Source organism: Maricaulis sp. (assembly GCF_048268525.1).
GTDB lineage: Bacteria > Pseudomonadota > Alphaproteobacteria > Caulobacterales > Maricaulaceae > Maricaulis.
Map to the genome: position 1 here is coordinate 1 of NZ_JBLWVH010000038.1, position 21,421 is coordinate 21,421.

A 21,421-nucleotide genomic window follows, 5' to 3' on the forward strand; every position below is an offset into this window, starting at 1 on the left:
ACGCTGGCGAACCCGAAGCCGAAGGGACAATCAAATCGCCGCCCCCGGCCAAGGAGGGCGGTGTTTAAGCCGCCCCATTCTTGAAGTCAATCTCGTTTTTCAGGGTCAAACAGTTGTTTCTCAGTGGTTCGAAAACCGGCGAAAAAACCACTGTCCGGCGCATCGAATTCGGCGCACCAGCTTGACTTAGAAAAGCGACAAGACCTCGTATAATAAACAAACGACGCTGGTCCGCAAGGGGTAAACCGCTGCGGCAGCGCCGGTGTGAGCGGGGTTCTACAGGACGCCGTGACAGACGCAACCCCCTCTTGCGGCTTTTGCTGCAGGAAGTTCAGGGCGGTGTTGCGATCGCCCTGTCACACAAGGGATATACCGTGTGCAGATTTTGTTTTTCACCGCCCCATGGCGGTCAGGTCCAAGGTCAGGAGCGGATATAGGCCTGCAGGGCGGCAGACTCGGCTTCCATGTCGGCGATCTTCGCCTTGACCACATCGCCGATGGAAATGATGCCCAGCAATTGCTCGCCGTCCAGGATGGGAACATGGCGCACCCGGCGCTCGGTCATCAGCACCATCAGCGCACTGAGATCGATGTCCCTGCCAGCCACCACAAAGGCCTGGGTCAGCGCCTGGGCGACAGGACGTTGCAGGCAGGCGGCCCCGTGCAGCGCCATCTCGCGGACCAGGTCCCGCTCGGACAGGATGGCGATCGGCCGGCCGCCCCCGTCCTCGACCAGCAAGGCTCCGATGGCATGGGAATCGAGCAGGCGGGCAGCCTCCTCCAGCGTCGCCGTTTCGCGGATCGTGATCACGTCCCGCCCCTTGCTCCGAAGAATCGCGTCAACAATCATGGCCTGCCTCCCGATCAGTCGAGGTTGCACGATACCACAAAGCGGGTCGCCTGTCCCTGAGACACCCGTGCCCGCCTTCGGGTGATGTGAATCAAGCTTTCATGGACAGGCCTGCACGCCTCCGCCACCCTGCCCGCTCACGCTCGCAATCACGCCTCCGGGGCGCAGCGGGCAGCAGGAGTGGCGCCGATGGGTTATCTGCAACGCCTGACACGGGACCTGGATCGCTGGATCGATGCCGATCTCGTCGATGCCGCCAATCGGGCCGCGATTCTCGCTGACGCCGGCCGCCCGCGCCGCGGCGCCTCGGCACTGGGCGCGCTGACGATATTGGGCGCCGTCCTGCTGGGCCTGTCGGCGCTGACCTTCGTCGGCGCCAATTGGGAGATGATCCCCCGCCTCCTGCGCTTCGGCCTGATGCTGGGCCTGTTATGGACCTGCCTGCTGGCGGCCGGACAGGCTTTCAAGCGTGACGCGCCAACCTTGGGACACGCCCTCGCCTTGCTGGGCGTGGCGGTGTTCGGCGCCGCGATCATGCTGACCGCCCAGACCTTCAACATGACCTCCTTTCGCAATACGGCCGTCCTGGTCTGGGCGGTCGCCGGCGGCCTGACCGCCTGGCAGGCAAGGTCACGGCCGGTTCTGATCCTGGCCACCGGGCTGGGCGCGCTGTGGGCGGGACTGGAAGCAGGCAATGTCCATTTCCCGGGTACGGTATGGGCCTACCTGCCGGTCGCCGCGGCCAGTGCCTTTCTGGCTGTGCGGATGCGCTCCTTCGTGTCCGTGCATCTGGTCTCGCTGGCGCTGGCGATCTGGACCGCACACGCGCTCCATGTGTGGCAGGACCTCCATGCCGTCGGCGCCCTGGCGACACAGTCCGCGGCGATACTGGTCTTCGCGGCCCTGGCGCTGGCCGGCTCGGTCCTGCGCGACCGCAATATTCCCGGCGCCGGCATTGTCGCCGGCTGGATGACGCTGATCACCCTGTTTGCGGCCTTGCTGATCCAGCTCCCCCTGGACGGTCACCTCTCCGCCCAGGAAACATCGAACGGCTTCGGTTACAGCGCCCTCGCCCTGCCGGCACTGGCTGTCATCGCCCTGCTGTGTGCGCTGCGCGTGATTGCCGGGCGGTTGAAGGTCTGGGAGGCGGGAGCATTGTTTGCCACTGCGTTGGCCATCGGGGCTCTCCCCTTGGTCCTGGGTGGCGAGCCGGACGTCGCGCCGCTGGTCCTGCGCATGGTGGTCGGCGGGTTGATCTACAGTGCCTGCGTGGCGCTGATCCTGATCGGCTCGCGCCAGTCGGCCGCAACGCTCCGCACCATCGGCATTATCGGCTTCGTGGCGCAGACGCTTTATGTCTATGCGGAGACCTTCGAAGGCCTGCTCGACACGGCGCTGTTCTTCTTCCTCGGCGGACTGCTCCTGTTCGGTGCCAGCTTCGTGCTCTGGCAAGCGCAAAAACGGCGACGTCTCGCCGCCCCGGCTCCGGCTGGTGCCAATCCGGGAGAGACCTCATGAGCCATCCGATGAAGAGCGCTCCGGCCCGGATGAGACTGATCGCCGCGGCGATGACCGGCTTCCTGGTCTTCATGCTGGTCAGTCACCAGACCGCCCGGAACTCGGGTACCGAGCTGGTGATGGAGGTCGAGGGCTATGATCCGCGCGACATTTTCCTCGGTCACTACGCGATGATCCGCACGCCATTGGCCGCGCTCGATCTCGCGACCCTGGACGGCGATGACGCTTTCGAGAACCACGCCCCGGTATTTGTGACGCTGGAGATCGGTGCCGACGGGCTGGCCCGGCCGGTCGCTGTGCATCACCGCCATCCCGGCAGCGGCCTGGTGGCGGAAGGTCGGGCCGTAGGGTCCGGAGACATCCTGCGCGCCCGTTTCAATATCGAGCGCTATTACGCCAGTCGCGACCAGGCGCTGGCCCTGGAGGACATGTTGCGCCAGCCACCGCGCGACGGCGAGGAGGACGAGACGTCCGATGTCCGGCTCATTCTCTCCCTGCCCGCCTCCGGGCATCTTCTGATCAAGGGGTTCGAGATCGACGGCGAACGTCATATTGACCGGTTGTGGTAATCAGTCAGGCCGCTCCTCGAACACCGCAATCACCAGCGGTGTCAGGACGATGCCACCCAGCGTGCCGCCGATATGCCCGAGCCAGGCGATCGGGATCGGCATCATGTCGCCGAGAAGGCCGATCACCAGATTGATGCCGATCCACGGCAAGGCCAAGCCCGCCATGCCACGCCAGCCGCCCCGGACCCAGCCGGCGGCAGCGATCAGGCCGGAGACCGCCGTTGAGGCGCCCGCCATCGACACGGGTGGGCCCTGATGCAGGAAAGCTTCAAGCGAGGCACCGGTCGCCGCGCAGGCAAAGAACAGAAAGATGAAGCCCGCCGAGCCCAGAAGGCCCTGACCCAAACGCTGGCTGACGGCCCGACCGGTTGCCACCAGAATCGCCAGATTCATGGCGATGTGGAACAAGCCGAAATGGATGTAGACATGCAGGAAAAGCGGTGCGACCGGGCCAAGTGGCTGGCTCGGCAACGCGGCCCCACGTTCGGCCGCGATGAAGACGCCCGCATTGAAGACCCAGCGCTGGAAGTCTGCCCAGACCTGACCGAGTAGTGACACACCGACAATACTGAGGGCGATCAGCAATACGGCCGGTGGCATGGCGTTGAAAACCGGCGCTCGCGGTGGCGGCGGCGATTGCCATGGCCCGTCCGACCCGTCCCGCTGCGGCACACTCATGGCGTCCACTCCTGCTCCAGATTGCCCCAATCAGGCATCGCCCGCTCAAGGGCGACACGATTCCCCCAACAGGGGAACGGCTTTAGCGCGGCACACCCTTTGGCATGCGCGTTGCAACTCCGTACCCAGAATTCGCGTCTAAAAGGACATGACACAATGAAAACGCGCAGCTTCCCCACCGTTGTCGGTGCCGCTCTTGCCCTCGCAGCTCTCAGCGCCGCGGCCCAGGCTCAGCAGGTCCAGACCACGGCTGGCTGGGAGCAGCCCTATGGCGGATCGACCGCACAGGCGAGCCAGCCCTGGTCGGGTGCAACCACCAGCGCCGGCGCCGCGGCGCGGTCAAGCGCCGGCAATCGCGTGATCATCGACGGAATCATCCAGACCGGTGTCGGGGTTTCCACCCAGACCGGCCTGTTTGGCAGTGGCGGCGTCGGCGCAAACGCCTCCGCTATCGGCAACCAGCTCAACGTCAATGTGAGCGGCCAGTGGAACACGGTCATCGTGAATTCCACCCAAATCAATAATGGCGACATCAACGCCAGCGCGACGGCCCAAGGCAATGTGAGTACGGACAATGATCAAGACTAAGCTTTTGATGGCGACCCTCGTCAGCGCGCTGGCGCTGACCGGTTGTGCAACAACGGCCCGCACCGGCGGCGCCGACGGCAATTATGCGACGCCGATCGGTGGCTCGCCGGTCACGGCCAATCCGACGCCCTATTCCGAGGCGCTGGTCTGCCTCGCCAACTATGCCCGCCAACACAATCTGCAATCGCCCCGCATCGCTGTGGGTCGCTTGGCGGATTACACCGGCCGGGCTTCTCTGGAAGGCGGCGCCGCGGTGACACAGGGGGCCTCCCTGATGGCGATCTCGGCTTTCGCCAAAGCCGGGGTCCGCCTGGTGGAGCGTTTTGACACGTCGGTGTCCGAACTCGAGCTACGCTATGCCAACAATTCGCTGATCGGCGACAACGGCACCCAGCGCCAGATTCTCGCCGCCTCGGTGCCCGGGTCCGACTATCACCTGGCCGGCGGCATCACCGAGCTCAACTACAATATCCGCTCGTCCGGTATTGATGTCCTGGGCGGCGACCGCATCGACAGCGACCCGACCGGCGTATTCAACCGCCGCATGTGGGTCATGAATATCGGTCTCGACCTGCGCGTCAACGAGACGCGCACCATGGAGACGGTCGATGTGATCTCCTACCAGAAGCAGATTGTCGGCCGTGAGATTTCGGCGGGCGTTTTCGCCTTCTGGGATGACGCGGTCATCGACATTTCCGGTGGCGGCCGTTCGCTCGAGCCGGTCCAGCTGGCCGTGCGTTCGGTGATCGAACGCGCAGTCCTGGAAATCTCCGCCCAGATGTACGGCGTCGATCCAGCCGCAGCCTGCACCTATGCCGATCCGATCGGTGGCAGCACGGGCGGCCATACCAATGTTACCGGCGGCGTCAACGCCTCCACACCTTACGGCCAAGGGGAGACTTCCAATGTCCAAGCGCGCAGCAATGTTGATCGCGGGCATGAGCGCCGCGACGATCACGTGCGCACCTATCTTCGCGGACGATACGACTGAGATCCTGAACGGCCAGGTCAATCTGGACGCCGCGATCACGGTCGTGACGGAAGGTGAAACCGACCAGGCCAACTCCGCCTCCCAATCTGCCATAGGCGCCGCCAATGCGCTGACCGTGGATGTGGTGGAGCGGCATGATATCCAGTCTGACCAGACCTTCTCCGGTTCGGTCGATGCCCGCGCGGAAACGCGTGCCACGATCATTGACGGCGCAGCCATTACCACCGCTTCGGCGATGGGCAATTCGGCCAGCGTGATCAATGACAATGGCATGGATGCGCAAATCAACCAGACGGCACTGGACGGCTCGAGCGTCGCGGCGACGGCTCGACTGGAAGTCGGCAGCTATGCGATCTCCTCGGTCACCTCGGCAACGGCCTCGGCCAATGCTTTCCAGGGCACGACCTATGGCAGCGACACCAATCTCGCCTTGCGCCAGGACTCCGGCGCCGACGTCACGGCGGACAGCTTTGTCCTCGCCAGCGATGGCGGCCTTGGCTATGCGGCGACCGTACTCGGCGCGGCCAATGGCAATTCGGCGCAATTGGAAGGCTATTATGACAGCCCGTCCCAGGTCGTTGATGTCGACCAGGACAATCGCGGCGCTGTGACGGCACGAGCCGGCACCGACGCCGGCGGCACGGCGATCAGCCAGACCGTCGTTTCGTCGGCCAACGGCAATTCGGTGTGGATGCAGAATGAATACGGCTACGCCCATGTCCAGGGCGAGCAGGACAATGACGGCGCGGTCACGGCCGAGTCTGAAATCCAGGTCGGAAACTTCGATGCCGACGTCCTCTCGGTCTCGGCCGAAGGGGTGGGCAATTCCGCCATCATCTCCAATATCGGCGCCGACGCCTTCATGGGGCTGGACCAGACCAACAATGCCGCTGTCACGGCCCGGGCCACGCTCGGCGGCGATGCCGGCGGCTCGGCCCTGGTCTCGGCAACCGCCTTCGGAAATGCCGCGACGACCTATGTCTGTTCGGAATGCCCGGTCTCGGCCTGGGGCAATACCAACCAGTCCAACAACGCCGCAGTCAGCTCCTTTGTGACGGGCAGCATGAATACGGGCGGGGTCCTCTCCGGCGCGGCCACCGCGATCGGCAACTCCGCCACCTACCAGACAGTGAGCCCGACTTCGGGCAACTGACGACTTCCCATGCCTTGGGAAACACTGGCCCCGGTCGCGTGTTGTGCGATCGGGGCTTTTTTCTGCCTGTTCGGCACGGCGGCTGCGCAACCCACTTGCCCGCCCGCGCCTCAATCGGCCGGATCAATCCGTGGTGTTATCCCGACAGCCTCAACCATCGCGGCGATCCGCTCGACTACCGTGTCCAGCTGGGCCTCATCGGTCGCGCGGGCGACCAGGTGGGTGCCGCGTTTGATTTCGCCGGCTTTGACTTCAAGAAAATACGGGTAGGAGCCGATCGAGACCTCGGGGAAGTCCTTCGCCAGCTCTCCCAGCGCTTCAGCGACATCACCCTCGCGCAGATTGTCGCCCTTGACCGAGCGCGACTTTGTCACCGCCCCGCCCTCGAGCCGGTGGTCGATGTCATTGAGCATGCCGGCGACGATGGAGGGCACACCGGCCAGGGTGAAGACATTGCCGGTCTGGAAGCCCGGCGCGCCGGTGACCGGATTGACGATCAGGCTGGCGCCGTCGGGAATACGGGCCATGCGCTTGCGACTCTCGGTGACCGGGGTCTGGGTCTTGGCATACCAGTCCTCGATGATGGCCAGCGCATCGTCACGGACATCGATGCCGACGCCAAAGGCCGCGGCGACGGCGTCAGCGGTGATGTCATCATGGGTCGGACCGATGCCGCCGGTGGTGAAGACATAATCATGGCCGGCCCGCAGCGTGTTGAGGGCATCGACGATGACGTCGGTCTCGTCCGGCACGACCCGGCATTCCATCACATTGATCCCCAGCGGCGCGAGGAAGCGGGCGATCTGGTTAAGGTTCTTGTCCTGGGTGCGACCGGACAGGACCTCGTCTCCGATCAGAAGAACCGCTGCCGTCACCCGTTTGCCCGTGGCCATGAGAATCATCCTTAAGTCACACCGTTCACGGTCCTATATGCACCGCCAGCCGGGAAGTCCAAGCCATGAAGTTTCCGACAGACCTGATCGAAGGCCGCCTGGTCAAACGCTACAAGCGCTTCTTCGCCGATGTCGAGCTGGCGGATGGTGCGGTGGTGACCGCACACTGTGCCAATACCGGTGCGATGACCGGTATCAAGACGCCGGGTCTTCCGGTCTGGCTGTCGCGTTCGGACAATCCCAAGCGAAAGCTGAAATACACTTGGGAACTGGTCGAGGCTGAAGGCACGCTGATCGGCGCCCTGCCCAACCTTGCCAATGCGCTGGCGGAAGAGGCGGTGACTGCCGGCGTGATCAGCGAGCTGTCCGGCTATGACAGCCTGCGCCGCGAGGTGAAATATGGCGAAAACTCCCGCATCGATTTGCTGCTGGAAGGCAATGACCGTCCGGCCTGCTGGGTCGAGGTGAAGAATGTCCACTGGCAGCGAGGGCCCGGCATTGCGGAGTTTCCCGATGGCGTGACCTCACGCGGGGCCAAGCACCTGGTGGAGCTGGCCAATCAGGTGAAGGCGGGTGAACGCGCGGTACAGCTCTTCATCGTCCAGCGCAGTGATTGCGAAGTGCTGCGACCGGCCGAGGACATCGACCCGGTCTATGCCGAGACCTTGCGGACGAGCGCTGCGGCCGGGGTTGAGGTTCTTGCCTATGCCTGCGACGTCTCACCGACGGCGGTGACAATCACCCGGCCCATGCGCGTGGAGCTGAACCCATGACCGACAAATGGAATGACTGGGATCTGCCGGAGCCGTACGTGCACCGCATCACCGTTAGCGAGAAAGATATCGACAGCTTCGGTCACGCCAATAATGCCCGCTATCTGGAATGGGCCGACGAGGCCGCCTGGACGCACTGGTTCTCCAAGGGCGACGCCTATTCCATGGAAGCCTGCGCCAAGGACGATCGCGGCATCGCCATCATCCGCACCGAGGCTGACTATCTGGGCCATGTCCGCCTGGGCGACGAAATCGACTGTGCGGTCTGGATCAGCCAGTCGGACCGCCGCCTGCGGGCCGAGCGCCGCTACCAGTTCCGCCGCGTTGGCGATGGCGCCACTGTGTTTCGTGCCCTGACAAAGGTCGTCTGCTTCCAGCTCTCGACCGGCCGCCCGGCTCGTATGACGCCAATCTTTTCAGATCACTACTCGGTATTGCCGTCCGTCGCCGCCGCGCTTGTGACTGAAAGTTAACAATCCGCCGAGATTGTCCCCAAGCCCCTGCCCCCTATAGTCCGCTGCAACACCAACACCTCTTTGGGGGAGGCTTTCATGAAGTATCTCATTACGGCTATTGCCGGACTCGCTCTGGTGGGCTGCTCGGTCGAGACCGACACCACGACAGACACTGCTGACGCGGCCTTCATGCCGGATGTCAGCGCCACCAATATTGAAGCACACATCCGCTTTCTGGCATCCGATTACCTCGCCGGCCGCGATGCCGGTACGGACGGCTATGAAATCGCCGCCAATTATGTCGCCGCCCAAATGCGCCTTCTGGGCCTGGAGCCGGCCGGCGATAACGGCAATTATTTCGCCGATGTGCCAATGCAGGAAGTGCGTCCGGATGCGGACTACAACCAGTTCACGCTGGATGGCGAAACCTTCGCCCACGGCACGGGGGCCTTTATCGGGACCAATCCCAGCGTGCTGGAAGCCACCATCACCGGCGAGCTGGTCTTCGTCGGCCACGGCGTCTCGGCCACCAATCGCGGTCATGACGACTATGAAGGCCTCGATGTCGAGGGCAAGATCGTGGTCGTCATGGGCGGTGTTCCCGAGGGTGTGTTTGAAGGCATTTCCGAAGAACGCGCCCACCACAATTCCGGCACGACCAAACGCAATGTTGCCGCCGCGCATGGCGCCATCGGCATGATCTCGATCACCGGATGGACGCAGGAACAGCTGACCGGATATGCCAATGGCTTCGGCAGCCGTCCGAGTGTCCGCCTGACTGCTGCCACCGGAGCGTCGGGCTATGACACCGTCCAGGCCGCCGCCAACGTCACCGCCGAGCTTGGTGCCAGCCTGTTCGAGGGCGCCGAAATGAGCCTGGAAGACGTGCAGGCTGCGATGTCTGCCGAAGAGCCGAGCTATCCGCGCTTTGCCCTGCCGCACACGGTCACGATCCGACAGCGCACCCTGTCCGAGCCGTTCAATGACCCCAATGTGGTCGGCATGATCCGCGGCTCCGACCCGGTCCTCGCGGACGAGATTGTCGTGTTGTCGGCCCATCTCGACCATATCGGTTCCGTGACCGAGCACATGCGCGCCGGCGGGTCCTGCCGCGCCACCGACGAGAGCGATGAAGTCTGCAACGGCGCTGTCGACAACGCGTCCGGCATCTCGATCATGCTGGAGACCGCCCGAACCTTCCTGGAAGAAGGCACGCCGCGTCGCTCTGTCGTCTTCGTCGCCCTGACTGCGGAAGAAAAAGGTCTGCTGGGCTCCGAGCACTTCGCCCGCAACCCGTCGGTCCCGGCCGAGCAGATCGTCGCCAACGTCAATCTCGACATGCCGGTTATCGTCTATGACTTCGCCGACGTGATCGCCTTTGGTGCCAATCACTCCAATCTTGGCCCGATCGCCAGCCGGGCCGCCGACCGTCTGGGCATCATGGTCAGCGAAGACCCGCTGCCGGAGCAGTCACTTTTCGTGCGGTCGGACCACTACAACTTTGTTCGCCAGGGTGTGCCGTCGCTGTTCCTGATGACCGGTTTTTCCTCGCCGGATCCACGCTGGGACGAGGGCGAAGGATTCATGGGCTTCTTGACCACCCATTATCACCGTCCGACCGACCAGCTCGATGGTGAGCTGGAAGTCCTGTTCGAACAGGGCGCCAAGTTCGCCAACATCAACTACATGATCGCCCGCGAAATCGCTGACAGCGACGAGCGTCCGGCGTGGAATGATGACAGCTTCTTCGGCAACCTGTTTGGTGGCGACACGGAATAGGTCCCAACCCTCAGGCTGAGAAATGCAGGCGCGCGCCGTTCCAAACGGCGCGCGCTCTGTTTATAAGCGGGTGGTGAAGGAGTACCGAATTGACGACTGCCTACGAGACCGTGACCGATATCGACACTGCCAGCCCGCGTGATGGCCGCATCAAGCTGCATGGGCCGGAGGCGTTTGAAGGCATGCGCAAGGCGGGGCGCCTGGCGGCTGAAATCCTCGACATGCTGGTCGAGCACGCCCGTCCGGGCAATACGACCGCCTATCTGGACAAGCTGGCGCGCGAATACGCTTTCGATCACGGATCGATGCCGGCCACCCTGTTCTATCGCGGTTATCGGCACTCGCTGTGCACCTCGCTCAACCATGTCGTCTGCCACGGCATTCCCGGTCCCAAACCGCTCAAGGGCGGCGACATCGTCAATATCGATGTCACCGTCGTGGTCGATGGCTGGCATGGCGATACCAGCCGCATGTACACGATCGGCGAGCCGCGCCGGAAGGCCGAGCTGCTTGTCGACACGACCTATGAAGCGATGATGGCCGGCATCAATGCGATCAAGCCCGGCGTCACCCTGGGCACGATCGGCGCCATCATCCAGGAATATGCCGAGGAGCGCCGCTGCTCCATCGTCCGCGATTTTTGCGGCCACGGCCTCGGCCAGAACTTCCATGACAGCCCGAATGTGCTGCATTTCGGCGAGCGCGGCGAAGGGGTCGAGCTGAAGGAAGGCATGTTCTTCACCGTCGAGCCCATGCTCAATCTGGGCCGGCCGGACGTGAAGGTCCTGTCCGATGGCTGGACTGCCGTCACCCGCGACAAGTCGCTCTCGGCCCAGTTCGAGCATTCGTGCGGCGTCACCGCCGACGGCGTCGAGATCTTCACCAAGTCGCCCAAGGGCCTCGACAAGCCACCCTATTCCAACCGCTGAACCATGACCGAGCTGGCCCCGCATACAGGTCATCGAGACCGGCTGCGTGAAAAACTAACCTCAGCGGGTGGCTTAGCGCTTCACGATTATGAATTGCTCGAACTCTACCTCTTCCGCTGCATCCCGCGCCGCGACGTCAAACCCATAGCCAAGGACCTGATCGCCCGCTTTGGGGATCTGGGCGGTGTCGCCTCGGCCAGCGTCGGCCAGCTCTCTTCGGTGCGCGGGGTGTCGGAAAAGACCGCCGCCGAACTGAAACTGATCAAGGCCCTGTCGGAACGCCTGGCCCGCGAACAGGTGATCGGCCGCCCGGTCATCACCTCCTGGTCGGCCCTGGTCGCCTATTGCCGCACCGCCATGCAGCACGCCACGACGGAACAGTTCCGCGTTCTCTTCCTCGACCGCAAGAACAAGCTGATCGCCGATGAGGTGCTCGGCGAAGGCACGATCGACCATGCCCCCGTCTATCCGCGCGAAGTGGTCAAATCCGCCCTCGCCCACGAAGCCTCGGCCATCATCCTGGTGCATAACCACCCGTCCGGCGACGCCACACCCAGCCAGGCCGATATCGAGATGACGCGAACGCTAATGGAGATTTGCAAGCCGTTCGAAATCGCGGTTCATGATCATCTGGTGATCGGCCGGGAGAATACGGCGAGTTTCAAGACGTTGGGGTTGATGTGAGGAGCGCGCGCAAGACCGCTGCCCCAGTTTTGTCATCCCGGATGGACGCCCGGCGAAAGCCGGGCGCAAGTCCGGGACCTATGTAATTGCAGGCCTGATCAAAACAGTTGCCCGCCATCCGTCCGGCCTTCGCCGGACATACTGCGGGGATGACAACGGAGCGTAATGCTCCAAAGACCCTACCCCGCCGGTTCGATCGGCTGCCAGAGCTCGATCTTCGTCCCGTCCGGATCCATGACCCAGGCGAAGCGGCCATAGTCGAAATCCTGGGGTTCGCCTTCCAGCGGAACCTCTTTTTCCTTAAGGCGCGCCAGCATGCTGTCCATGTCGTCGATCATGAGATTGATCATGAAGGGCTTGTCGGACGGCTTGAAATAATCGGTGCCGGTCTTGAAGGCGGAGAAAATCGTCCGCGCGCCTTGCGGGAAGGCCTTGCCGCTGTCGGCATGCAGGAAGTCGGCGCCGCCATAATCATTAATCTCAAGACCCAGCTTGTCCTTGTACCAAGCCATAAGAGCCGCAGGGTCCGGACTCTGGAAAAACACGCCGCCCACACCGATCACTTTTGCCATCTCGCTCTCCCTCTTGAGGACCGGCAGCATAAGAGCCGCGACGCGATCTTGCCCAGTGAAATCCACGCCTCGCCTCACCAGACAGGCCTGATACTGTGCCGGCATGACTCGTCCCTTCCGCCTCGTGCTTCTCGCCATCATCGCCGCCCTCGCCCTTTTCGTGGCCGGGATCGCAGCCTTCACAGGCTCCCCCTCCGCACCCGACGCGCTGGTCTTCCACAACGGCACGATCCGGACAGTCAGCGCGACCGGCACGGTCGAGGCGCTCTACATCCAGGATCGACGCATCGCCGCTGTCGGTGATCTGGACAGCGTGCTGGCCGCCGCACCTCGCGGCGTTCGCAGGATCAATCTGGAAGACGGCACACTGACACCGGGCCTGATCGAACCACACACCCATCCGCTCGCCGCCGCCCTGCTGGCCACCGCGACCGACATATCCGGACGCACCTATCAAAGCCGCGAGGCGATCATGGCGGCCATCGCCGAGGGCGCGGCGCAGGATGGCCCTTCGCCCTGGGCCATCGCCTTTGGCTGGGATGCGGTCATGCTGGACGGTCTCACCCCGCCCAGCCTCGCCGAGCTGGACACCCTGTCGCCCGAGCGGCCACTCGTCATCCTGACCCAGATGATGCATGAGGCATTCGCCAATTCCGCAGCCCTGGAAGCCGCCGGGCTCAGTGCCAACACGCCGGACCCGCATGACGGGTTTTTCGAGCGCGACGAGACCGGGGCGCTGACGGGCCGTGTGGTGGAAGTGACCGCAGTTGGCCGGCTGATGTCCGGCATCCCTCAAGCCTCCGACGCCGCCCTGACCTTCCTGCTCGACGGCGCCTATGACCGCTATGCCCGCGCCGGTTACACCACGATCGGGGTAGCCTCGCTGGTCGGCCGCGCCCGCGACCCGCTGGCCACACTGATGTCGGTCAGCCATGCCGAGCGAACGGCCCTCAACACCATTCTCTACTCGCCCCCCGATCAGGCCGGGCGCGACGCAGCGCTGTTCACGCCTGCCCCTCAGACCGGCGGGCTCCAACGCTTCAATGGCATCAAGGTCTGGCTCGACGGCTCGCCCTTTGTCGGCGGCGCAGCGACCGCCGCCCCCTATGCCGACACGCCGCTGACCCGCGACGTTCTGGGGCTCGAGCCCGGCTGGCTGGCCCCGCTCGCCGCCGAGCGCGAGGCCCTGTTCAACCTGGTCGAGACCGCCCAGCGGGCCGGGCAACAGGTTGCCTTCCATGTCCAGGGCGAGCGCGCCATTGATCTGGCGCTCGATGCTGTCGAGGCCGCACGACGGGCCGTGCCCGACGCCGACCTGCACCACCGCCTCGAACATCTCGCCCTGGTCACACCGGAGCAGATCGCCCGCGCCCGCTCGCTTGAGGTTTCGCTGGGCTTTTTCCCGGACCATATCGGCAATTACGGTCATCGACTGGACGCGCTGTTCGGGCCGGACCGCGCCGCTCGCTACATGCCGGTCGCCGAAGCCGTCCGCCAGGGCGCGGTCACGACCATCCATGGCGACCATCCGGCCAGCACCATCAACGCGCTGCGCGTCATGGCCCTGCCAGTCCACCGCCTGACCCTGGACGGATCGCCGCTGGGCGAGCCGGTCAGCGGCGAGACAGCCCTCGCCATGATGACGATCAATGCTGCCCGGCAATTGCTACTGGATGACGAGACCGGCTCGTTGGAGGTCGGCAAGCGCGCCGACCTGACCTGGTTCGACGGCGACCCGGTCACCGCCATCGAGGCCGGAACGCCAATTGCCGTGCACGGCACCTGGCTGGCCGGCCAACCGGTCGACACACGCGACTGGTCCCGCGACCGGATCGGTCTCGCCGTCCGCGCCGCCTGGGGTCAGATGACCCGCTAAACCCATTGACCAAATCAGACACGAGCCTGCCACATGCAAAGCAAAGCCAATTACTTCACCCATCTGGAATGCTCGGAGACCGGCGAACGGTATGAAGCTGACCAGCCGCACAACCTGTCAAAGACCGGCAAGCCGCTGCTCGCCCGCTATGATCTGGACAAGATGAAGGGCGAGGTGGATCGCGGCGCGGTCTGGGCGCGCGAGGGCGGGTTCTGGAAATGGCGCGAGCTTCTCCCCGTCATCGACGACGCCGACATCTGCGCCTTGGGCGAGCTCGATACGCCGCTGATTGATGTGCCGGCGACCGGCAAGGCATCCGGCGCGACGGGCAAAGTCTGGGTCAAGGATGAGGGCCGCCTGCCGACCGGCAGTTTCAAGGCCCGCGGCCTCGCCCTCGCCGTGGCGATGGCCCATCAATACGGCCTCAAACGCCTCGCCATGCCGACCAATGGCAATGCCGGCGCGGCAATGTCGGCCTATGCCAGCCGTATGGGCATGGAGAGCTGGTGCTTTGCCCCCGAGGACACACCGGAAGCCAATCTGCGCGAGATGGCGCTGCAGGGCGCGAAGGTCTTCAAGGTCAATGGCTATATCCATCATTGCGGCGCCCTCGTCGGGGCCGGCAAGGAGAAGATGGGCTGGTTTGATGTCTCGACCCTCAAGGAGCCCTACCGGATCGAAGGCAAGAAGACGATGGGGCTCGAACTCGCCGCCCAACTCGGCTGGAAAGTCCCCGACGCCATCTTCTACCCCACCGGCGGCGGGACCGGCCTGATCGGCATGTGGAAAGCCTTCGACGAGATGGAACAACTGGGCTGGATCGGCCCGGAACGCCCGAAAATGTTCGCCGTCCAAGCGGAAGGCTGCGCCCCCATCGTCAAAGCGTATGAGGACGGCGCAAGACACGCCGAGGAATGGCTCGACGCAAAGACCGCCGCCATGGGCATTCGCGTCCCCAAGGCGATTGGTGACTTTCTGATCCTCGACGCCGTGCGGGAAAGCGGCGGGGCGGCGCTGGCTGTCTCGGAAGACGCGATTGAAGCGGCGCGGACACGATGTGCGCGAGAGGACGGGCTGCTGCTCTGCCCCGAGGGCGCTGCGACCCTGGCCGCGATGGAAAAGGCGATGCGTGACGGGCTGCTGGAACGCGACGCGGAATGCGTGCTGTTCAATTGCGGCTCGGGGCTGAAATACGCGATGCCGGATGGCGCAGTGGCGCTGGATCGACATGGGGATGTGGATTGGGGGGCATTGTGAATGCCATACGAAGAATGCTAGCGGATCGACGCGTTTTGTGGGCGTCTATCAATGCGATTTGCGCGGGTTTCAGCCTCACCAGTGGCGAGATGTACGCTTCAACCCAGTGCACCAATGGTGACTGCCGAGTAGCAGCGAGCTTTTCCCCGCACTTGTTTGCCGTGTGGCCGGTCGCGCTCGCACTGCTCCTTGCCTTCAAAAGCCCGCCCTTGAAGGTGAGCGAAACCCGCACCGTCAAAAAGCGTTACATTTTCGCTGCCTGGTTTATCGACTACCTGCTGCTGATGTTGGCCTTGGGACCGATCGTGGCAGTCAGTGCGCTGGCAGCGGAATCCGCCCATCAGGGGTATTGGGTGAGCGCTTTCGACCGTGACTATCTTCGTGCGACAGACAGTGTCGCGACCGTGTCGATACTCGCAATGTTCCCAGCGATAGCCGTCTATTTCGGCCGGTCAGCAAATGGCGAAACCGTTACGGTCGGCCAATATCTCATGCGCTTTCGGATCAGGGCGGATGCGTCGCGCGCAGCCTGGCGTCAGACAGCGGCGATCATGTTCTTGCCGGCTGCCATGATCGCGCGTCCGATCGAAGCACGAATCGGAATTCGCCGCTCTCCGGCATTCGTATTCGCGCAGATTGAAGTCGATCCAATTGAATAGGGTTGTCCGAAGGAGCGAGTGCGCACAACCGGCCAATAGATGTGGATTGAGAAGTTTTTGATGGCGCAGCTACGCTGCGCGCCCCTCACCTTTGTTTCCTCTCCCCGGCCGGGGAGAGGCGGTGCGGCTTTCTTCTTCTCCCCGGCTGGGGAGAAGGTGGCCCGGAGGGCCGGATGAGGGGCGATCAAAAACTCTTCGCGCATGACCGGGATCACACCGATACGGCCGCCCGAACCGATACTCTCACACCATGCGCCATCCGCACCGAGAGCGGGCCCGGCGATTGCGCCGCGAGCAGACACCGGCCGAAGCCCGGCTGTGGGCGCGGCTGCGCGGGCGCCAGCTCCACGGCGCCAAATTTCGGCGGCAAGTCCCCGTCGGCCCTTTCATCGTGGACTTCATGTGCAAGGCGTTGTCACTCGTTGTCGAGGCTGATGGTGGGCAGCATGGCGACCAGGAAGATTACGACGCCCGCCGCACCGCCTGGCTGGAAGCCGAGGGATTTCAGGTCCTGCGCTTCTGGAACCATGACGTTTTGACGGATATCGACAACATGATGGAAGTCATTGGCGAGGCTGTTCACTACGCTCAACTCGCGCGACTGGAATCTTGATGGCGCAGCTTGCGCTGCGCGCCCCTCACCTTTGATTCCTCTCCCCCGTCGGGGAGAGGCGGTGCGGCTTTCTTCTTCTCCCCTGCAGGGGAGAAGGTGCCCCGGAGGGGCGGATGAGGGGCCCACACTTGACCTCTCCGCCATTCCGTCGCATCCCCCGCGCTTCTCCCTCCCGCACCCCGGAGCGCCTGCCATGATCCCTCGTTATACCCGCCCGCAAATGGCTGCCATCTGGTCGGACCAGAACAAGTACAAGATCTGGTATCTGATCGAGGCGCATGCGACGGAGAAGCTGGCCGAGCTGGGTGTGGTGCCGCAATCGGCGGTCGAGGCTGTTTGGAAGGCAAAGGACGTCGAGTTTGATGTCGACCGGATCAATGAGATCGAGGCCGAGGTGAAGCATGATGTCATCGCCTTCCTGACCCATCTGGCCGAGCATGTCGGCGAGGAGAGCCGTTTCGTCCACCAGGGGCTGACCTCCTCGGACGTGCTGGACACCTGCCTCGCGGTGCAGATGAAGCAGGCAGCCGATCTCCTGCTGGAGGGCATGGACCGGGTGTTGGCGGCGCTGAAGACGCGCGCGATGGAACACAAATTCACCGCCTGTATCGGTCGCTCGCACGGCATTCATGCCGAGCCGACGACGATGGGCCTCAAATTCGCGCGCTTTTATGCCGAGTTCGACCGCAACCGTGCCCGCCTGGTCGCGGCGCGTGACGAGATCGCCACCTGCGCCATTTCCGGCGCCATCGGCACCTTTGCCAATATCGATCCGGCGGTGGAAGAGCATGTCGCCGCGCAGATGGGCCTGACCGTCGAGCCGGTCTCGACCCAGGTCATCCCGCGCGATCGTCACGCCAATTATTTCGCCGTGCTGGGCCTCATTGCCTCGGCGATCGAGAATATCGCCATCGAGGTGCGCCATTTGCAGCGTTCCGAAGTGCGCGAGGCGCAGGAATATTTCTCGCCGGGCCAGAAGGGCTCGTCGGCCATGCCGCACAAGCGCAATCCCATCCTCACGGAAAACCTCACCGGCCAGGCCCGCCTGGTGCGCTCGGCCGTGGTGCCGGCGATGGAGAATATTGCCCTTTGGCATGAGCGCGACATCTCGCACTCCTCGGTCGAGCGCGGCATTGGCCCCGACGCCAATGTCCATCTCGACTTTGCCCTGCACCGCACCGCCTCCATGATCGAAAAGCTGATCGTGCATGAGGATCGCTGCCTGGAAAACCTCCAGGCCTATGGCGGGATCCACAATTCCCAGCGTGTGCTGCTGGCCCTGACCCAGGCCGGCGCTTCGCGCGAGGACAGCTATCGTCTGGTCCAGCGCAATGGCATGAAGACCTGGGATGAAGGCGGCATGCTGGTCGATCACCTGAAGGCCGATGAGGGCGTCACCGCCCTGATGAGCGACGCCCAGATCGAGGCCTGCTTCGACGAGGCCTATCACATGAAGCATGTCGACACGATTTTCACGCGGGTGTTTGGGGACTGAGGGCCTCACAACGCCGCCCGCGGTGAATTTGAGAACATGCGCGACAACGCGCAACGATCCATACATCGCTTGTCAGCCAGCAGGCCGTATCCGGTTTTCCAGCTCAAGGGCGGAACCGCGAAGCGGGGCCTGCGGCGCCCTTGACCTGGAAAACCGGATACGGCGACATCTCGGCAAGCGGTCTATGGACGGGTTCGCGCGCGGCGCGCCGCCGCCGACCAAACCACACAAAACTCCGTGATTTCGCGCACATCCAGCTAGCGAACGGTCCCGCGCTTGCCTACATTCCCCCCCCATGGCCAAGACTCACCCCCATATCGACGATCGCATCCGCGCCTTCATCGAAAAGCAGAAGATGTTCTTCGTCGCCACCGCCCCGTCCGGGGAGGATGGGCATGTGAACCTGTCGCCCAAGGGCTATGACAGTTTCCGCATTCTGGGCCCCAATGAGGTTGCCTATCTCGATCTCGGCGGCTCAGGCATCGAGACGCTGGCCCATGTGCGCCAGAATGGCCGCATCACCTTCATGTTCTGCGCCTTCGAGGGGGCGGCCAATATCCTGCGCCTGTATGGCCAGGCCGAAGCTGTCTCGTTTGACGAGGCGGGCTTTGCCGACAAGCTGGCCCTTTTCCCGGATTTTCCCAAGGCCCGCACCATTTTCACGGCGAAGATCGACCGCATCCAGGACAGTTGCGGCTGGGGTGTCCCCTTCTACGAATTCACCGGCGAGCGCGACCAGCTGGTTCGCACCAATGCCCACCGCACCGATGAGCAATGGCGGGACCGACGCTATGAAAGCAATGCGGTGTCGATCGACGGCCTGCCCGGCCTGGTCAAACCCGAAACCGCAACCGAGTAAGACATCATGCGCCTGAGCCTCATCCTGATCGGCCTGATGGCCGCTTTCCTGGCCCCCAATTTCTTCCGCGGAAACTGGGACAGTGCCGCTGTGGCCAGCGTATCGGAGCCGGCCAGCGAACCGCGCCTGGTGGCGGCCATGTTCCGCTCGTCCTGGTGTTCGGCCTGCCGGATCATTGAACCGCGCGTTGAGGATGTCCGCGAGGACTATGAAGCGGCCGCCATCGATTGGGTGAAGTTCGATTTTACCCTGGGCCGTCGCGGCGGACTGCGCGAAATGGCCGAGGCCGAGGGGCTGCTGTCGATCTATGACGAGGCGGCCGGCTCGACCGGTTTCATGTTGCTGATTGACCGCGAGACCGGTCAGGTCTTCGAGATGATCACCATGGATTACGGCCGCGACCAGATCCGCGAAGCGCTGGACCGCTGGCTGCATGTCATCGAGCGGCTTGACGCCGAGGGCGTCTGACCTCTCACCTCAGCTTTGACCACAAAAAAGCCCCGGCATGACCGGGGCTTTTCGTTGCAGCGCTGGGCCGAAGGATCAGCCTTCCGAGCGGATCTGCTCACGCGCGGTGATCAGCAGATCATCCATTTCCTTGCGCAGGAGATGGTCGGACAGCTCGACACCCTTGGCGTCGAAATCGCCGCGCACCTTGCGGAAAACGTCGTCATCACCGGCTTCCTCGAAATCGGCGACCACGACGGTCTTGGCATAGGCTTCGGCTTCCTGGCCGTCCATGCCCATCTTCTCGGCCGCCCACAGACCCAGCAGCTTGCAGCGGCGGGCGTTGGCCTTGAACTCGATCTCCTGATCGTGCGCGAACTTGTTCTCGAAGCCTTTTTCGCGATCATTGATGCCCGACATGGCTCTCTCCTTGAGGACGGTCGTTTGGGACGGTTGTGTTGCCACGTTGAGTAGCTTGGCGGCGGCGCCAAATCAATCTTTGCGCTGAGGCCCGACGCAGGTCCATGCCGCACCGCGACAAGAGATTGCGCCGCACGCCCGCGAAGGATATTTTCAGTCTCCGATACGCGGTCCGGTCTTCGATTCGGACCGCGTCGTGCTTTTCAATGGCCGGTTGTCCGCAGGGGCTGCCCGGCCCGCCTCTGGAGCGCCCATCATGTCCCGTCGCAAGATGATTTACGAAGGCAAGGCCAAGATCCTCTATGAGGGTCCCGAGCCGGGCACCATCGTCCAGTATTTCAAGGATGACGCGACTGCCTTCAACAACGAGAAAAAGGCGACGCTGGAAGGCAAGGGCGTACTCAACAACCGGATTTCCGAGCACATCATGGTCGGTCTTGGCCGGATCGGCATTCCCACCCATTTCCTCAAACGCCTGAACATGCGCGAACAGCTGGTCCGCCAGGTCGAGATCATTCCGCTGGAAGTGGTGTGCCGCAATGTCGCCGCCGGCTCGATCTGCAAGCGCCTGGGCGTGCCCGAGGGCGATCAATTGCCGCGCTCCATCGTCGAATTCTATTACAAGAAGGACGAGCTGGGCGATCCGATGATCTCCGAAGAGCACATCACCGCCTTCAACTGGGCCACCCATCAGGAGATCGACGACATGATGGCGATGACCCTGCGGGTCAACGACTTCCTGTGCGGCCTGTTCACCGGTGCCGGCATCCGCCTGGTCGACTTCAAACTGGAATTCGGTCGTCATTATGAGGGCGACATGGTGCGCACGGTGCTGGCCGACGAGATCAGCCCGGACAGCTGCCGCCTGTGGGATCTGGAAACCAACGAGAAAATGGACAAGGACCGCTTCCGCCGCGACATGGGCAATGTCACTGAGGCCTATGCCGAAGTGGCCCGCCGTCTCGGCATCATGAAGGAAAGCGGCCAGGGCGCCGCCAATGGCGATGTCGGCAAGAGCGACGCGGCGAAGTAGGTCCTCGCCCAGACAAGGCGGGGTAGGGAAGAAACATTCCGCGCGGCCCCATCCATTTTTCCCGGAGGCGCACAGCGCCATCCGGGACCAACGGGAGACTCATCATTTGCCGGATGGTCGCGTAGGTCTCGGCTCTCCACCCCGCTTCTGCGGGGCTCCGGCCGGGAAAAATGGTGCGGGTAATCTGGTGAAACGCGCGCCAGCGCAAACCCGTCCATTGATGCCTTGCCGGGAGTTCGCCTCAGCCGGTTTTCGAGCTCAAGGGTGGAACCGCGAAGCGGCGGCTGCGCCGCCCTTGACCTCGAAAACCGGCTGAGGCGAACTGGCTGA

23 protein-coding genes are annotated in these 21,421 nt (G+C 63.5%); 18 read left to right on the forward strand and 5 right to left on the reverse strand.

Going from position 1 to position 21,421, the window contains the following annotated elements; all coding sequences use genetic code 11:
• Positions 1-421: 421 nt before the first annotated feature.
• Positions 422-850: a CBS domain-containing protein gene (locus ACN0X9_RS14745; RefSeq protein ID WP_417488328.1), complete on the reverse strand. Its 429-nt coding sequence runs from the start codon at positions 848-850 to the stop codon at positions 422-424.
• Between the two features lie 189 nt (positions 851-1,039).
• Between ACN0X9_RS14745 and ACN0X9_RS14750 the strand changes: the two genes are divergently transcribed.
• Positions 1,040-2,368, forward strand: a complete 1,329-nt coding sequence (locus ACN0X9_RS14750; protein ID WP_417488329.1) for a DUF2157 domain-containing protein — start codon at positions 1,040-1,042, stop codon at positions 2,366-2,368.
• A complete protein-coding gene (locus ACN0X9_RS14755) occupies positions 2,365-2,937 on the forward strand; it encodes a GDYXXLXY domain-containing protein (RefSeq protein WP_417488330.1) in 573 nt (190 codons plus the stop codon). The genes ACN0X9_RS14750 and ACN0X9_RS14755 overlap by 4 nt, the downstream gene beginning before the upstream one ends.
• Here the strand turns inward: ACN0X9_RS14755 and ACN0X9_RS14760 are convergent, their stop codons facing one another.
• On the reverse strand, positions 2,938-3,615 hold the full coding sequence (locus ACN0X9_RS14760) for a rhomboid family intramembrane serine protease (protein WP_417488331.1): 678 nt from the start codon (positions 3,613-3,615) through the stop codon (positions 2,938-2,940).
• A gap of 156 nt (positions 3,616-3,771) precedes the next feature.
• Here ACN0X9_RS14760 and hfaA point away from each other — a divergent pair, with 156 nt between their 5' ends.
• From hfaA to hfaD, 3 genes are read left to right on the forward strand one after another with little or no spacing between them, the layout of a single operon-like run.
• Positions 3,772-4,203: a holdfast anchoring protein HfaA gene (hfaA, locus tag ACN0X9_RS14765; protein ID WP_417488332.1), complete on the forward strand. Its 432-nt coding sequence runs from the start codon at positions 3,772-3,774 to the stop codon at positions 4,201-4,203.
• The gene (hfaB, locus tag ACN0X9_RS14770; RefSeq protein WP_417488333.1) at positions 4,190-5,194 is read left to right on the forward strand and encodes a holdfast anchoring protein HfaB; all 1,005 of its coding nucleotides are present in this window, start codon (positions 4,190-4,192) and stop codon (positions 5,192-5,194) included. Before hfaA ends, hfaB begins: the two co-directional genes overlap by 14 nt.
• Positions 5,109-6,347 (forward strand): holdfast anchor protein HfaD, encoded by a 1,239-nt coding sequence (hfaD, locus tag ACN0X9_RS14775; RefSeq protein WP_417488334.1) that lies wholly within the window; start codon positions 5,109-5,111, stop codon positions 6,345-6,347. The genes hfaB and hfaD overlap by 86 nt, the downstream gene beginning before the upstream one ends.
• Before the next feature lie 110 nt (positions 6,348-6,457).
• Here hfaD and ACN0X9_RS14780 read toward each other — a convergent pair whose 3' ends face one another.
• Positions 6,458-7,240, reverse strand: a complete 783-nt coding sequence (locus ACN0X9_RS14780) for a competence/damage-inducible protein A (protein WP_417488335.1) — start codon at positions 7,238-7,240, stop codon at positions 6,458-6,460.
• Between the two features lie 65 nt (positions 7,241-7,305).
• Between ACN0X9_RS14780 and sfsA the strand changes: the two genes are divergently transcribed.
• The 5 genes from sfsA (at position 7,306) to radC (ending at position 11,860) form a co-directional block, all read left to right on the forward strand.
• Entirely contained in the window at positions 7,306-8,013 is a 708-nt protein-coding gene (gene sfsA, locus ACN0X9_RS14785) for a DNA/RNA nuclease SfsA (RefSeq protein WP_417488336.1), read from the forward strand.
• Positions 8,010-8,486 carry an acyl-CoA thioesterase gene (locus tag ACN0X9_RS14790; RefSeq protein WP_417488337.1) on the forward strand — a complete coding sequence of 159 codons (477 nt, stop codon included), beginning with the start codon at positions 8,010-8,012 and terminating at the stop codon, positions 8,484-8,486. The genes sfsA and ACN0X9_RS14790 overlap by 4 nt, the downstream gene beginning before the upstream one ends.
• A gap of 78 nt (positions 8,487-8,564) precedes the next feature.
• Complete coding sequence (locus ACN0X9_RS14795; protein ID WP_417488338.1) at positions 8,565-10,247, forward strand: M28 family metallopeptidase; 1,683 nt, start codon at positions 8,565-8,567, stop codon at positions 10,245-10,247.
• A gap of 89 nt (positions 10,248-10,336) precedes the next feature.
• Entirely contained in the window at positions 10,337-11,176 is an 840-nt protein-coding gene (map, locus tag ACN0X9_RS14800; RefSeq protein ID WP_417488339.1) for a type I methionyl aminopeptidase, read from the forward strand.
• A 3-nt stretch (positions 11,177-11,179) separates the two neighbouring features.
• Positions 11,180-11,860 (forward strand): RadC family protein, encoded by a 681-nt coding sequence (gene radC / locus ACN0X9_RS14805; protein ID WP_417488340.1) that lies wholly within the window; start codon positions 11,180-11,182, stop codon positions 11,858-11,860.
• A gap of 179 nt (positions 11,861-12,039) precedes the next feature.
• Here the strand turns inward: radC and ACN0X9_RS14810 are convergent, their stop codons facing one another.
• On the reverse strand, positions 12,040-12,432 hold the full coding sequence (locus ACN0X9_RS14810) for a VOC family protein (RefSeq protein ID WP_417488341.1): 393 nt from the start codon (positions 12,430-12,432) through the stop codon (positions 12,040-12,042).
• 103 nt (positions 12,433-12,535) lie between these two features.
• Between ACN0X9_RS14810 and ACN0X9_RS14815 the strand changes: the two genes are divergently transcribed.
• The 7 genes from ACN0X9_RS14815 to ACN0X9_RS14845 all read left to right on the forward strand — a co-directional run bounded on the left by ACN0X9_RS14815 (position 12,536) and on the right by ACN0X9_RS14845 (position 19,659).
• On the forward strand, positions 12,536-14,308 hold the full coding sequence (locus ACN0X9_RS14815) for an amidohydrolase (protein WP_417488342.1): 1,773 nt from the start codon (positions 12,536-12,538) through the stop codon (positions 14,306-14,308).
• A 33-nt stretch (positions 14,309-14,341) separates the two neighbouring features.
• The gene (locus ACN0X9_RS14820) at positions 14,342-15,565 is read left to right on the forward strand and encodes a threonine synthase (protein ID WP_417488343.1); all 1,224 of its coding nucleotides are present in this window, start codon (positions 14,342-14,344) and stop codon (positions 15,563-15,565) included.
• Positions 15,566-15,654: 89 nt separating this feature from the next.
• On the forward strand, positions 15,655-16,224 hold the full coding sequence (locus ACN0X9_RS14825) for a hypothetical protein (protein WP_417488344.1): 570 nt from the start codon (positions 15,655-15,657) through the stop codon (positions 16,222-16,224).
• A gap of 250 nt (positions 16,225-16,474) precedes the next feature.
• Positions 16,475-16,837, forward strand: a complete 363-nt coding sequence (locus ACN0X9_RS14830; protein ID WP_417488345.1) for an endonuclease domain-containing protein — start codon at positions 16,475-16,477, stop codon at positions 16,835-16,837.
• Between the two features lie 193 nt (positions 16,838-17,030).
• Entirely contained in the window at positions 17,031-18,332 is a 1,302-nt protein-coding gene (gene purB, locus ACN0X9_RS14835) for an adenylosuccinate lyase (protein ID WP_417488346.1), read from the forward strand.
• Between the two features lie 295 nt (positions 18,333-18,627).
• A complete protein-coding gene (locus ACN0X9_RS14840) occupies positions 18,628-19,191 on the forward strand; it encodes a pyridoxamine 5'-phosphate oxidase family protein (RefSeq protein ID WP_417488347.1) in 564 nt (187 codons plus the stop codon).
• Positions 19,192-19,197: 6 nt separating this feature from the next.
• On the forward strand, positions 19,198-19,659 hold the full coding sequence (locus ACN0X9_RS14845) for a hypothetical protein (RefSeq protein WP_417488348.1): 462 nt from the start codon (positions 19,198-19,200) through the stop codon (positions 19,657-19,659).
• 75 nt (positions 19,660-19,734) lie between these two features.
• On the opposite strand, the gene ACN0X9_RS14850 is transcribed toward ACN0X9_RS14845, so the two are convergent.
• Positions 19,735-20,058, reverse strand: coding sequence for a DUF1476 domain-containing protein (locus ACN0X9_RS14850; protein WP_417488349.1), 324 nt, complete (start codon positions 20,056-20,058; stop codon positions 19,735-19,737).
• Between the two features lie 256 nt (positions 20,059-20,314).
• On the opposite strand from ACN0X9_RS14850, the gene purC reads away from it, so the two are divergent.
• Positions 20,315-21,091 (forward strand): phosphoribosylaminoimidazolesuccinocarboxamide synthase, encoded by a 777-nt coding sequence (gene purC, locus ACN0X9_RS14855; RefSeq protein WP_417488350.1) that lies wholly within the window; start codon positions 20,315-20,317, stop codon positions 21,089-21,091.
• Positions 21,092-21,421: the final 330 nt, after the last annotated feature.

Bases quoted from the DNA above. Each gene is read 5' to 3' on its own strand.
- ACN0X9_RS14780 (WP_417488335.1), bottom strand. From the start codon at position 7,240: ATGGCCACGGGCAAACGGGTGACGGCAGCGGTTCTTCTGATCGGAGAC.
- radC (WP_417488340.1), top strand. From the start codon at position 11,180: ATGACCGAGCTGGCCCCGCATACAGGTCATCGAGACCGGCTGCGTGAA.
- ACN0X9_RS14750 (WP_417488329.1), top strand. From the start codon at position 1,040: ATGGGTTATCTGCAACGCCTGACACGGGACCTGGATCGCTGGATCGAT.
- ACN0X9_RS14820 (WP_417488343.1), top strand. From the start codon at position 14,342: ATGCAAAGCAAAGCCAATTACTTCACCCATCTGGAATGCTCGGAGACC.
- ACN0X9_RS14755 (WP_417488330.1), top strand. From the start codon at position 2,365: ATGAGCCATCCGATGAAGAGCGCTCCGGCCCGGATGAGACTGATCGCC.
- sfsA (WP_417488336.1), top strand. From the start codon at position 7,306: ATGAAGTTTCCGACAGACCTGATCGAAGGCCGCCTGGTCAAACGCTAC.
- ACN0X9_RS14830 (WP_417488345.1), top strand. From the start codon at position 16,475: ATGCGCCATCCGCACCGAGAGCGGGCCCGGCGATTGCGCCGCGAGCAG.
- hfaB (WP_417488333.1), top strand. From the start codon at position 4,190: ATGATCAAGACTAAGCTTTTGATGGCGACCCTCGTCAGCGCGCTGGCG.
- purC (WP_417488350.1), top strand. From the start codon at position 20,315: ATGTCCCGTCGCAAGATGATTTACGAAGGCAAGGCCAAGATCCTCTAT.
- ACN0X9_RS14760 (WP_417488331.1), bottom strand. From the start codon at position 3,615: ATGAGTGTGCCGCAGCGGGACGGGTCGGACGGGCCATGGCAATCGCCG.
- purB (WP_417488346.1), top strand. From the start codon at position 17,031: ATGATCCCTCGTTATACCCGCCCGCAAATGGCTGCCATCTGGTCGGAC.
- hfaD (WP_417488334.1), top strand. From the start codon at position 5,109: ATGTCCAAGCGCGCAGCAATGTTGATCGCGGGCATGAGCGCCGCGACG.
- hfaA (WP_417488332.1), top strand. From the start codon at position 3,772: ATGAAAACGCGCAGCTTCCCCACCGTTGTCGGTGCCGCTCTTGCCCTC.
- ACN0X9_RS14795 (WP_417488338.1), top strand. From the start codon at position 8,565: ATGAAGTATCTCATTACGGCTATTGCCGGACTCGCTCTGGTGGGCTGC.
- ACN0X9_RS14825 (WP_417488344.1), top strand. From the start codon at position 15,655: ATGTACGCTTCAACCCAGTGCACCAATGGTGACTGCCGAGTAGCAGCG.
- ACN0X9_RS14850 (WP_417488349.1), bottom strand. From the start codon at position 20,058: ATGTCGGGCATCAATGATCGCGAAAAAGGCTTCGAGAACAAGTTCGCG.
- ACN0X9_RS14840 (WP_417488347.1), top strand. From the start codon at position 18,628: ATGGCCAAGACTCACCCCCATATCGACGATCGCATCCGCGCCTTCATC.
- ACN0X9_RS14810 (WP_417488341.1), bottom strand. From the start codon at position 12,432: ATGGCAAAAGTGATCGGTGTGGGCGGCGTGTTTTTCCAGAGTCCGGAC.
- ACN0X9_RS14815 (WP_417488342.1), top strand. From the start codon at position 12,536: ATGACTCGTCCCTTCCGCCTCGTGCTTCTCGCCATCATCGCCGCCCTC.
- ACN0X9_RS14745 (WP_417488328.1), bottom strand. From the start codon at position 850: ATGATTGTTGACGCGATTCTTCGGAGCAAGGGGCGGGACGTGATCACG.
- ACN0X9_RS14845 (WP_417488348.1), top strand. From the start codon at position 19,198: ATGCGCCTGAGCCTCATCCTGATCGGCCTGATGGCCGCTTTCCTGGCC.
- ACN0X9_RS14790 (WP_417488337.1), top strand. From the start codon at position 8,010: ATGACCGACAAATGGAATGACTGGGATCTGCCGGAGCCGTACGTGCAC.